The sequence below is a fragment of the Rhodovulum adriaticum genome, assembly GCF_004345735.1.
GTDB lineage: Bacteria > Pseudomonadota > Alphaproteobacteria > Rhodobacterales > Rhodobacteraceae > Rhodovulum > Rhodovulum adriaticum.
In genome coordinates this window covers 184,553-195,778 of the sequence record NZ_SLXL01000001.1, presented here as the reverse complement: position 1 = coordinate 195,778, position 11,226 = coordinate 184,553, and the positions used below count along the sequence as shown (strand labels likewise).

Here is an 11,226-nt window from a genome sequence, read left to right as displayed (position 1 = left end):
AGGGCCTTGTCCTTGCCGGGGTGCGAGCCTGTTCCCCGCCCACGCGGGGATGAACCGAGCGGATTGCCGGAGAGCAGCTTTTCGCGCACCTGTTCCCCGCCCACGCGGGGATGAACCGGAATTGCAGGACGACGAGCGGATCAGTTTTGACTGTTCCCCGCCCACGCGGGGATGAACCGGATATTCCGACCGTCGGCGCCCAGATGAACCACTGTTCCCCGCCCACGCGGGGATGAACCGGCAATGCGTGAACTGGGCAGGAGGGGGGCGCGCTGTTCCCCGCCCACGCGGGGATGAACCGACCAGGCCGTGACGATGACATCCGGCCGGGCCCTGTTCCCCGCCCACGCGGGGATGAACCGCCGGGCTGGCCTCTCGGGCGCACCCTGACGGGCTGTTCCCCGCCCACGCGGGGATGAACCGCCCTCGCCGCCATTCTGCGCGAGCGAAAGTTGCTGTTCCCCGCCCACGCGGGGATGAACCGGGTCTGAAGTCTACTATAGGTCGCTCGCCGGACTGTTCCCCGCCCAAGCGGGGATGAACCGAGCTTGGCCAGGGCGGCGTCAGATTGGACGCTCTGTTCACGTTTCGGCGCTTTTTCGTAATCACGCTTTCGTGATCGTCAGGCTTAGAGTCACCACTGAAGACTCGACCAAGCTTCTTCGGCATGGGCGATCGTGAAGTCATGAACGAGGAAGAGGCCGCGGATTTTCTCCGCATCTCGGCGAGCACGTTGAAAAGGCGTCGCTTGGCGGGAGAAGTGCCATTCGTGCCCGGCAAACCGCCAATCTATCTCCGGAGTAGCTTGCTCAAGCATCTACAGGGAAGGGAGGTTTGGCCCGCAGAACCGTCGCTTGAATCTGCCGTAACCTTTGAGGGTCGTTCTTCTCGCTCGACCGCAACGCCGTCTTTTCGGGAGGTAATGAGAGAAGCGCTTGATCTTTGAGGGTGCATCCAATAACCGTGATAATGCGTACTTTCACGAAAGAGGATGCGATGCGTACTCTCAGGAAAATTGGGCGTTATGCAATTTGTGAAAACCGCGGGAAGCTGCACCTCCGGTGGACGCCGCCGAAGCAGCCGCGACGCTCTGAGCGACTCGATGCAGAGTTGCGGCAGGCGTATGACCCAAAGGTCTTGAAGAAGGACAAGCCAGAAAACCTCACTCGCCACCAGATGAAGCAATGGGAGGAGCTCCAGGAGGACCTTGATCACGCTGAAAAGGTTGCCCGCTCGGTCATTCGTCGGGTCATCGATCCTGCAGAGCTTGTGGATCCGGCGTCAGACGGAAACCCTACATTTCGCGAGATCTGGTTAACCTTCGAGCGATTTCAGGAGAAAAACCTGAAAAGCGAGGGTCGAAAAAAACTGATCAAGTACCGCCGGGACCTGTACTACAAACCTTATCTCTGGAACTCGCGTATGACAGGGCTTTCGGCCGCTGTCGCGAGAATGGTGGATGACCTCGAGGCCAAGAGCAGGGCAGATCGAAGACAGGGCGTGAGACAAGCGATCAAGCTTAGTCCGAATACGATATATGATATTGCGTCAACGGCGGTGGCCGCTGGTAACCATGCTGTCACCGCAGGCCTCTCGGTGGTCACAATTCCTTCTGTTGCGGTTGCGGGAACCACGTCGCCAATAAATCGCACTTCACGGGGGCGGTATCTTACACTCGATGAAATTGCGCTCCTGATCGACGGGGCTGCGGCTGCGCGACATCGCCATCTTTTGCACCTCCTCTTACTCGTTCTTGGGTGCGGTGTTCGGGTGGGTGCTGTCGGTATGATTGAAACCGGCTTCGTCAAAGCCGACCTGGACGTCATCAATCTCCTCGACGAGGGGGAAGTGGACCTGCCCAAGCGGAAGCCGATTGTCCCAGTTACGGGGCCGATGGGGTGGGTTATCGCGGAATGTGCTGCCACGGCGGGCCGCGACAACCGCCTGATTCACTACAGAGCGCAAGGGATCAATGGCAACAACTGGACGCAGTCCATGAACCGGATAAAGTCTCATGCCTTGAGGCTTGCTGCCGAGAGAGGCTGGCCTGACGAGCGTATCGTGAAGATGGATGATCGTGTGAACTGGACCGCGGTTCGCCGCACCGTTCTTGATTGGCTCAGGAATTATGTCCCGGCGAAGCACATCTCTGCCGTTGCCGGGCATGTGCAGATTACGCAAAAAGATAGAGAGCTCCTGTTCGAGGAGGGCAGCCCGACGACGGAGATCTACAAGCGTCGTGCTCTCGAGCCTGTGTATGTTGTTGGTGATGTGTTCGAGCGGAAGTGGTGGCCTGAGCTTCAGAAGCGAATACAATCGGATCTGAGGCTGGATGCGGATGCAGGGCGGATGCAATCTCTGCTACAACACATTGAAAAAGATGGAGAATATGGATTCTAAAAATCACGTCCACGACGTGCAGATCACGCGCGAAAGCCCGAACTACCGGATCATGTAACGGAACGGGTTCAGCCCTGACCGCTGCCGCCCGTCACTTCGTGCGGGCGGGCGGTCTTGCGGCGGCGGATCAGCCACCACACCCCGGCCAGGTCCACGATGCCGACCATCGCGCGTTGCAGGTTGGAATACTTGGATCGTCCCGCCTCGCGCGGGGCGTGGGTCACGTCCACATGCATCACCTGCCAGCCATCCCGCGCGAACAGCGCGGGCAGATAGCGGTGCTGGTGGTTGAAGAAGGGCAGCGCCAGATAGGCCGACCGGCGATAGGCCTTCAGCCCGCAGCCGGTATCGCGCGTCGCGTCCCGCAGAACCCGCGCCCGCAGCCCGTTGGCAAAGCGCGAGGCCAGCCGCTTGGACAGGGTATCGCGCCGCCCGACGCGCTGGCCGGCGACCAGGCCCAGATCGGCCGGGGCGTTCGGGTCCAGCAGCGGGGCCAGCAGGGCGGGCAGGTTCTCGGGCGGGTTCTGCAAATCGCCGTCCAGCGTGGCGATCAGTGCCCCCCGCGCGGCCTGCACGCCGGAATGCACCGCTGCGGACTGGCCGCCCGCCTGGTCATGGGCGATGACGCGCAGCTCTGGCATCGTTGCGGCCAGTTCCAGCGCAACCGCGCGCGTCCGGTCGCCCGATCCGTCATCGACTAGGATGATCTCATACGCAGCCAGGTCCGACAGCGCCTCGCGCACCCGGTTCACCAGGGGCGGCAGGTTCGCCTCTTCGTCATGGGCGGGGATGACCACAGACACCGCCGGTGCGGTTTCCGTGGTCTGTTTCGGGGCGGCCGTTGCGGTCCCGTTGGTCTGCATTGCGCGCGCTTTCCGGGTTGCGGGAATTGCGCGCACCTTGGTGTGAAACGCGCCCCGATGCAAGGCGTGCGTCGGCCGCTCAGTCCTCGACCCGGCCGCGCAGGGATTTGACCTCGCCGCGCACCTTTTTCGCCTTCAGCCGCCGTTCGACGGACCCTTTCGTCGGGCGCGTGGGGCGCCGTTTCTTGGGCGCGACCAGGGCCTTGCGAACCAGTTCGGCCAGCCGCTCGCGGGCGATCTCGCGGTTGCGGGCCTGGCTGCGGGTGTCCTCCACCCGGATCAGCACGGCGCCGTCCGCCGTCCAGCGGCGCCCTGCGATCCGTTTCAGCCGGGCCTTGACCGGGGCGGGCAGGTTCGGAGAGCGGGCAGCCTCGAACCGCAGGTCGACGGCGGTCGAGACCTTGTTGACGTTCTGCCCGCCGGGGCCGGAAGACCGGGAAAACACCTCGGTCAGTTCCCAATCCTCCAAGGCGATTGTGTCACTGATACGCAGCATGGGACGGTCTTAACAGGAAAGGGCCGCCCGTGTCAGGCGGCCCCGAGAGCTACGGAGATGGGCCGGTTAGAGCGTTAGGCCCAATCGTGGGTGTTTCGGTCCGGGGGCTGCCCTCAGACCACGGCCCCCCCGACTGTTCCAACCTCTCTCTCCAATATCACTCTAGACACTGGACCACCTCCTTTCTGCTGTTGCCGTCAGGGGTAGCGTGCCACAGATCTTGTGTTTGTCAAAAGCTTTCACGCAACCCGTGCCATCATCCGCCCAACAATCAGGCGGAACGGGATCAGCGCGATCAAGGCAAGGGCAAGTTTGACACCCCAGTCCGCCACGGCCAGCGACATCCACAGCGGCACAACCGGTCCTATGCCCAACAGCGGCAGCGCCTCGCCCGCCCAGGACACGTCGTTCGCCGGTTCCAGGAAGGTCAGAACGCCCGAAAACGCGACCGTGAAAAAGATCGCCGTATCCACCGTGGACCCGATCAGGGTAGAGGCCAGCGGCGCCCGCCACCAGCGCCCGCCGCGCAGCCGGTCGAAAATCGCCACGTCCAGCAGTTGCGCCGTCAGGAAGGCCAGGCCAGACCCCATCGCGATGCGCAGGGTCACCAGCGGGCCGAACTCGCCCATGATCTGGGTGCCGACAAAGGAACAGGCCACCCCGACGACAAAGCCGGCAAAGACCACGCGCCGGGCCGGGCCGGGGCCGTAGACGCGGTTCATCACGTCCGTCACCAGGAAGGCCAGCGGATAGGTAAAGGCGCCCCAGGTCAGCCATTGGCCGAACAGGAACTGCACAAGGATGTTGGAGGCCACCACGATGGCCGCCATGGCAAGGATGCCGGGCAGGATGCGTGTCATGGATTTCGGTTTCCGTTTTGACAAGGTTGCGGAGACTTGGCCCACCCACGTGGGCAGACGGGGCCTGATAGCGCCGTGTCCCGTGCTTTGCAAGCGGCGGCTCAGTTCGCGGCCAGCACCGCGCGGCATTCGCTTGGCAGGTCGTCCAGGGTGTAGTCGCGGGGATGCTTGGGCTTGGGCGCGGGCTTGGCCGGTTTCGCGGGGTTCGCTGTCCTGGGCGGGTCCAGGTAATCGGTCACCCACCAGTTCAGCGTTTCATCGCAGCCGTCGCCGCCCTTGGACAGTTGCGCGACGGTGGGTTTCTGGTCCACGCAATGGCGCGCGCCGCGTGGGCATTTCAGCCGGACGTGGAAATGGTAGTTGTGCCCGTAGATCGGCCGGATCTTGCGCAGCCAACGCTTGTCGGCGGCGGTCGCGGTCTTGCACAGCTCTATCTTGACCGGCGCGGTGACGAAGATGCGATCGACCGCCCGGTCGCGCGCTGCGGCCTGCAGGATGGCGGCATGGGCGCGGGTGTAATTGCCGTTCACCCGCCGCTGATCGGCGCTGCGCACGGAAATCGACGACAGGTTTTCGCGTTCCGCGCGGGACAGGTTCAGCCGCCCCGGCGGGCGCATCCAGATATCCACGTCCAGCCCGATCTGGTGGCTGCGGTGGCCCGAGGTCATCGGCCCGCCACGCGGCTGGCTGATGTCGCCGACATAAAGGCCCCGCCAGCCGAATTGCGTGGCCTTGACCGACAGCCGCTCGATAAAGGCGATCATCTCGGGGTGGCCCCAGTTGCGGTTCCGGCTTAACCGCATGGCCTGCCATGTGGGGCCGGTTTCGGGCAGTTGCACCAGCCCCGCCGCGCAGCCGCGGGAATAGAACCCGATGGGATCGGGGGCCTGCGCGCTGGCGGTGCGCTGTGCGCCGAACAGATCCTTGGCGCGGCTGTCGGCCTGCGCCGTGCCACTCAGGGTCAGCGCCACGATCAGTGCCGTCAGGATGCGGTCCATCGGTCTGCCCTTTCGCCGTCTGCCCGGACGAAGAGTAGCAGGAAAAGCCCCAGTGCGAAGAGGACAACCAGGGGCGTGATGCCCATTTGCTGGCTGCCGGTCACGTCCGTGACGATCCCGATGGAAATCGGCGCCAGGAACGCGGTCGCCTTGCCCGACAGGGCGAACAGGCCAAAGCTCTCGGTCATACGCGCGGGGTTGGCCTGGCGCACCATCATCGTCCGGCTGGCCGTCTGCAATGCCCCCCCGGCCGACCCGATGGCCGCGCCCAGGATGTAGAACGCGATGTCGGGCAGGTTCGAATCCGGCGCCACGGGGATGCCGAACACCGCCTCGCGCGACACAAAAATCACCGCGATCCCGACCAGCGTCAGCACGATCACGTTGAACACGATCACCGGCTTGGGGCCAAAGCGGTGATCCGCCTGCCCCCCGACCCAGGAAAAGAACGCGCCCGCGATCACCGCCAGGATGCCGAACACGCCGACCTGAATGACCGACCAACCCAGCACACCCGCCGCATAGATGCCGCCGAACACATAGATCCCGTTCAGCGCGTCACGATAGAACATCGACGAGGCCAGATAGGCCGCCAGGCTGGGCGTGCGCGGCAGGCGGGCCAGGGTGGCGCGGAAATCGGGCAGGGCCTCTGCCAGCGACTGGCGCACGGTGGCGCGGGCCGGGTGCCGGGGCAGCCGCACCCACAGGAAAAACGGCACCATGAACAGCGCATACCACAGCGCGGTAAAGGGCCCGACGAAGCGCGTGCCTTCGCGCAGCGCGGGGTCCAGCCCCAGCAGGGGTTCGATCCCGATCAGGGTGGTGCCTGTGGCGCCCTCGGCAAACAGGGTCAGCATCGACACCAGCGCGATCAGCCCGCCGATATATCCGAACGCCCAGCCGGTGCCGGAAATCCGGCCCATCTCGTCCCGTGGTCCCAGGTCGGGCAACATCGCGTTGGTAAAGATCGTGGTGAATTCCAGCCCAACCATGCCCAGGCCGAAAAAGAACAGCACCAGCCACAGGTTGAACGACTCGGGGTTGGCCAGCCACAGACCGCTGGCCCCGGCCACGTAAAAGGTTGAAAACAAGATGATCCAGGGCATCCGGTGCCCCGACTTGTCCGCCACGGCGCCCAGGATCGGCGCCAGCAGTGCAATCACGATGCCCGCCGTGCCCACCCCATAGCCCCAGGCCGCCTGCGCAGCGGTGCCATCCCCCACCAGATCCTTGATATAGGGGGCAAAGATGAAGGTCAGCAAAAGCGTCGAATAGGGCTGGCTGGCCCAGTCATAGAACCACCATCCCCAGATGCGCCGTCTGGCCGATCCCGCCATGCCTGCCCCCTTACAACCATTGAGGGCATAAGACAGGTGTTTCAGCCTGTGCGCAACTGCGCACTGGGCCTCAGTCGGCCATGGGCGGCCAAGGGCGGGTGGCCTCGGCGGCGATCCAGGCCGTGACCCAGTCGGGCAGCGGGGGCGAGTCCGCCGACAGCCCCATGGCCTGCATCACCCGTTCCGGCGCGACGATGCCGTTGCTGTCGGTCACGGCAGAGCGATAAAGCGCGTGATTGGCACAGTCGCCGTTCCGCCACATGCCCTGTTCGATATAGATGAACCGGTTGTCCCAGCCCACGCAGCGGCTGCGGATTTCGAACCGCTGGAACATCCGCACCCGGCGGCGGTAGCGCACGGAAACACCGGCCATGGTCAGCCCCCAGCCCTGCGCCTTCAGCGCGGCGATCAGGCCCACCCGCTTGGCCAGCGGCAGGCGGCCCAGGTCCAGCAGGGTCAGGGTGCGGCCGTTGTTCAGTTCCATCCAGATATCCAGATCCCACGGCCAGCAGATGTGGTGCGACACATGGGTGCCCGTCAGCGGCAGGGGGGCGGCGTTGCGGTGGACGTAGAATTCCTTGGCAAGGCGCAGGAAGGGGTACATGGGCAGCTCCTCGGGTTGGTTGCTGCCTCGCCCGGTGTGCGGCGCGCGTCAAGCGCTACGCTGCGGAATGGCGGTTGCACGGGCGCGCGGCGCGGCCTACCTCTGGGACAACCCGCACTTACCAAAGGTCCGTGCCGATGCTCTCGCTTTTTCAAATCCTGCTGCTGATCCTGGATATCGTCTGGTTCATCATCATCATCCAGATCATCATGAGCTGGCTTATCAGCTTTAACGTGCTGAACGTGTACCAGCCCATCGTCGGGCAGATCTGGCAGGGGCTGAACCGGCTGCTGGAGCCGATCTATGGCCCCGTGCGCCGTCTGTTGCCCGATACCGGGGGGCTGGACCTGGCGCCGCTGATCGTTCTGATCGCGATATATGCCCTGCGGATCATCATCGCCAACAACATGTATGCGTTTGTGTGACCGCCTGGTCTTGTTCCCCTGCCCATGGTGTGGGATGGTTCGTCAAAACCCAGAGCAGTTCTTGAACGATCCCCGCAGGTGACATGACCACTGCCCACGCGCTGTTGTCCGACGTATTCGGATTCGACGCCTTCCGCCCCGGGCAGGAGGAGATCGTGCGCGCGGTGGCCGCCGGTCAGAACACGCTGGCCATCATGCCCACGGGCGGGGGCAAATCGCTGTGTTTCCAGCTGCCCTCGCTGATACGGGAGGGCGTGACGGTGGTCATATCCCCCCTGATCGCCCTGATGCGCGACCAGGTGCGCGGCCTGCGCGAGGCGGGCGTTGCCGCGGGCGCGCTGACCTCTGGCAACACCGAGGAAGAGACACAGGCCGTCTTTGCCGCCATCGACGCCGGAAAGCTGAAGCTGCTGTATATGGCGCCAGAGCGGCTGGCCTCTGGCGGGACGGTGAACCTGCTGCGCCGGGCGGGCGTCGGCCTGATCGCCGTGGACGAGGCCCATTGCGTCAGCCAGTGGGGCCACGATTTCCGCCCCGATTACCTGCGCATCGGGGAATTGCGCCGCACGCTGGACGTGCCGCTGGCCGCCTTTACCGCCACGGCGGATGCCGAAACGCGCGAGGAAATCGTTACCCGGCTGTTCGACGGGCAGGCGCCGGAAACCTTTCTGCGCGGGTTTGACCGGCCCAACATTCACCTGGCCTTTGCCCCCAAGGACAGCCCCCGCCGCCAGATCCTGGGCTTTGCCGATGCCCGCCGCGGGCAGGCGGGCATTGTCTATTGCGGGACACGGGCCAAGACCGAAAGCCTGGCTGCCGCCCTAGCCGCCGACGGGCATTCCGCCTGTGCCTATCACGGCGGGATGGAACCGGACGCCCGCCGCGCGGTCGAGGAACGCTTTGCCACCGAGGACGGGCTGATCGTGGTGGCGACCGTCGCCTTTGGCATGGGGGTGGACAAGCCCGATATCCGCTGGGTCGCCCATGCGGACCTGCCGAAGTCCATCGAAGCCTATTACCAGGAAATCGGCCGTGCGGGCCGCGATGGCGCCCCGGCCGAGACACTGACGCTGTACGGCCCCGAGGATATCCGCCTGCGCCGCTCGCAAATCGACGAAAGCCTGGCCCCGCCCGAACGCCGCACCGCCGATCACGCGCGGCTGAACGCGCTGCTGGGCCTGGCAGAGGCGTTGACATGCCGCCGTCAGACCCTGCTGGCCTATTTCGGCGAAACGGCCGAACCGTGCGGTCATTGCGACCTGTGCGAAAGCCCGCCCGCCCGCTTTGACGGGACAGAGGCGGTGCGCAAGGCCCTGTCGGCGATGCTGCGGACGGGCGAAAACTTTGGCACCGGGCATCTGGTCGACATCCTGACCGGCAACGAAACCGACAAGGTGCGCCAGCGCGGCCATGACCAGTTGCCGACCTTTGGCGTGGGGCGGGAATTCGACCGCAAGGGCTGGCAGGCGGTGTTTCGCCAGATGATGGGCCGTGACCTGGTGCGCCCCGATCCCGAACGCCACGGCGCGCTGCGCATGATGCAGGTCGCCCGCCCGATCCTGCGCGGCGAAGAGGGGATCGAACTGCGCCGCGACACCATCGCCGCTGCCAAATCCCGCCCCGCGGTCAGGGCGCTGGTGTCGGATGAGGATGCACCGCTGCTCTCGGCACTCAAGGCCAAGCGCCGCGCGCTGGCCGAGGCCGCCCGCGTGCCGGCCTATGTGATCTTTACCGACCGCACCTTGATAGAAATGGCCGAAACCCGCCCCGAAACCATGGATCAGATGGCGCGCATCACCGGCGTCGGCGCGACCAAGCTGGAACGGTATGGCGCGGCCTTTCTTGAGGTCATCACCGGCGCGGCGGCGGACCTGCCGCACCCCGCGCGGCGGCGCCTGGCCGGGCGCGAGGCGGGCGCGCTGTTCGACCGCCTGGCCGAGGTGCAGCGCGACCTGGCCCGGGGCACGGACGGGACGGGCAAGTTCCTGTCCTGCACCAACGCCACCCTGCGCCATATCGCGGAACGCCGTCCGGGCTCGGTTTCCGAACTGGAACGGCTGCCCGGCATGGGACCGGCCAAGGCAGAACGTTTTGGCGCGGCGTTTCTGGATGTGCTGGGCGGGGCGTAAGGCTGGACGCGGCCCGGTGGGGAGGCCTTGTAAACGGACGGTCAGGCCGTTGCCCGCAGGGCCGCGCCCGACCCTTGGGTGGGCGCACCGGAACGCCGGTGCCGGGCGCTTTATCTCTCGGCCCCGGACGAGTTGGGGTTGGTGCACTACACCGCAAATGCGCCCTCCCAGGGGGAGGGTCGGGCGCGGTCCGGGCTGGTCGCCCGGACCAGGACGGGGCCGTTGCGCTGCTGCGGTCGTTTGCAGAGCACGCGCGATCAGAACGGTCCCCCTTTCCAAGGCTGGACGCGGCCCGCGCAATCGCTAGGTTGCGCGTCGATCAAACGAAAGGTTGCCGAATGCTTGTCGTCATCTCGCCCGCGAAACGCCTGGACCTGACCCCGGCCCCGGGGATCACACCCACTGCCCCCGATTTCCAGCAGGACGCGGTGCATCTGGCGCAGGTCGCGCAGGGCCTCAGCCCGGACGATCTGTCGAAACTGATGGGCATCAGCGACAAGCTGGCCCGGCTGAACGCCGACCGTTTCAAATCCTTTGCCGCCGATCCGGCCCCCGAGGACGTGAAACCCGCCGCGCTGGCCTTTGACGGTGACACCTATGCGGGGCTGGAGGCTGCGACCCTGGACGAGGATGCGCTGCGCTATGCCCAGGATCACCTGCGCATTCTGTCGGGCCTTTACGGGGTGCTGCGCCCGCTGGACGCGATCCAGCCCTATCGGCTGGAAATGGGCAGCAAGCTGGCGACCGAGAAGGGCAAGAGCCTGTATGAGTATTGGGGCGACCGGCTGGCCAAGGCGCTGAACGGCACGGCCGCGGTGGCGGGGACGGACGTTCTGGTCAACTGCGCCAGCCAGGAATATTTCGGCGCGGTCAAGCCCGAGGCCCTGACCCTGCGGGTCATCACCCCCGTCTTTTTCGAGGAACGCCCCAGCGGCCCCAAGATCGTCAGCTTTTACGCCAAGAAGGTGCGGGGCGCGATGGCGCGCTTTATCGTGGAGCGCCGCGTGACCGATCCCGCCGCGCTGGCAGAGTTCGACACCGGCGGCTATCGCTACATGCCCGAGCATTCCGAACCCGATCGCCCGGTCTTTCTGCGCGGCGAGGCGGCCTAGGG

General features: G+C 65.3%; 10 protein-coding genes and 1 CRISPR repeat array. Of the genes, 4 read left to right on the top strand and 6 right to left on the bottom strand.

All coding sequences use genetic code 11. The features are described from left to right. Positions 1-28: 28 nt before the first annotated feature. Positions 29-545: a CRISPR direct-repeat array (repeat unit 29 nt; unit sequence CTGTTCCCCGCCCACGCGGGGATGAACCG). A gap of 592 nt (positions 546-1,137) precedes the next feature. Next, positions 1,138-2,400 (top strand): hypothetical protein, encoded by a 1,263-nt coding sequence (locus EV656_RS00900; protein WP_132598523.1) that lies wholly within the window; start codon positions 1,138-1,140, stop codon positions 2,398-2,400. Positions 2,401-2,468: 68 nt separating this feature from the next. Here the strand turns inward: EV656_RS00900 and EV656_RS00895 are convergent, their stop codons facing one another. From EV656_RS00895 to EV656_RS00870, 6 genes are all read right to left on the bottom strand, one after another. After that, entirely contained in the window at positions 2,469-3,263 is a 795-nt protein-coding gene (locus EV656_RS00895; protein WP_132598521.1) for a glycosyltransferase family 2 protein, read from the bottom strand. 79 nt (positions 3,264-3,342) lie between these two features. Beyond that, positions 3,343-3,759: an alternative ribosome rescue aminoacyl-tRNA hydrolase ArfB gene (gene arfB, locus EV656_RS00890; RefSeq protein WP_132598519.1), complete on the bottom strand. Its 417-nt coding sequence runs from the start codon at positions 3,757-3,759 to the stop codon at positions 3,343-3,345. A 239-nt stretch (positions 3,760-3,998) separates the two neighbouring features. Further along, on the bottom strand, positions 3,999-4,619 hold the full coding sequence (locus tag EV656_RS00885; protein WP_132598517.1) for a queuosine precursor transporter: 621 nt from the start codon (positions 4,617-4,619) through the stop codon (positions 3,999-4,001). A gap of 101 nt (positions 4,620-4,720) precedes the next feature. After that, the gene (mepA, locus tag EV656_RS00880; RefSeq protein ID WP_132598515.1) at positions 4,721-5,617 is read right to left on the bottom strand and encodes a penicillin-insensitive murein endopeptidase; all 897 of its coding nucleotides are present in this window, start codon (positions 5,615-5,617) and stop codon (positions 4,721-4,723) included. Then, a complete protein-coding gene (locus EV656_RS00875; RefSeq protein WP_132598513.1) occupies positions 5,602-6,954 on the bottom strand; it encodes an MFS transporter in 1,353 nt (450 codons plus the stop codon). The genes mepA and EV656_RS00875 overlap by 16 nt, the downstream gene beginning before the upstream one ends. Before the next feature lie 70 nt (positions 6,955-7,024). Beyond that, complete coding sequence (locus tag EV656_RS00870) at positions 7,025-7,558, bottom strand: acyl-CoA thioesterase (RefSeq protein ID WP_132598511.1); 534 nt, start codon at positions 7,556-7,558, stop codon at positions 7,025-7,027. Positions 7,559-7,695: 137 nt separating this feature from the next. Between EV656_RS00870 and EV656_RS00865 the strand changes: the two genes are divergently transcribed. The 3 genes from EV656_RS00865 (at position 7,696) to yaaA (ending at position 11,224) form a co-directional block, all read left to right on the top strand. Then, positions 7,696-7,983 (top strand): YggT family protein, encoded by a 288-nt coding sequence (locus EV656_RS00865; RefSeq protein ID WP_132598509.1) that lies wholly within the window; start codon positions 7,696-7,698, stop codon positions 7,981-7,983. A gap of 83 nt (positions 7,984-8,066) precedes the next feature. Further along, a complete protein-coding gene (gene recQ / locus EV656_RS00860; RefSeq protein ID WP_132598507.1) occupies positions 8,067-10,112 on the top strand; it encodes a DNA helicase RecQ in 2,046 nt (681 codons plus the stop codon). A gap of 338 nt (positions 10,113-10,450) precedes the next feature. Then, positions 10,451-11,224: a peroxide stress protein YaaA gene (yaaA, locus tag EV656_RS00855; protein WP_132598505.1), complete on the top strand. Its 774-nt coding sequence runs from the start codon at positions 10,451-10,453 to the stop codon at positions 11,222-11,224. The last annotated feature ends 2 nt before the right edge of the window (positions 11,225-11,226 follow it).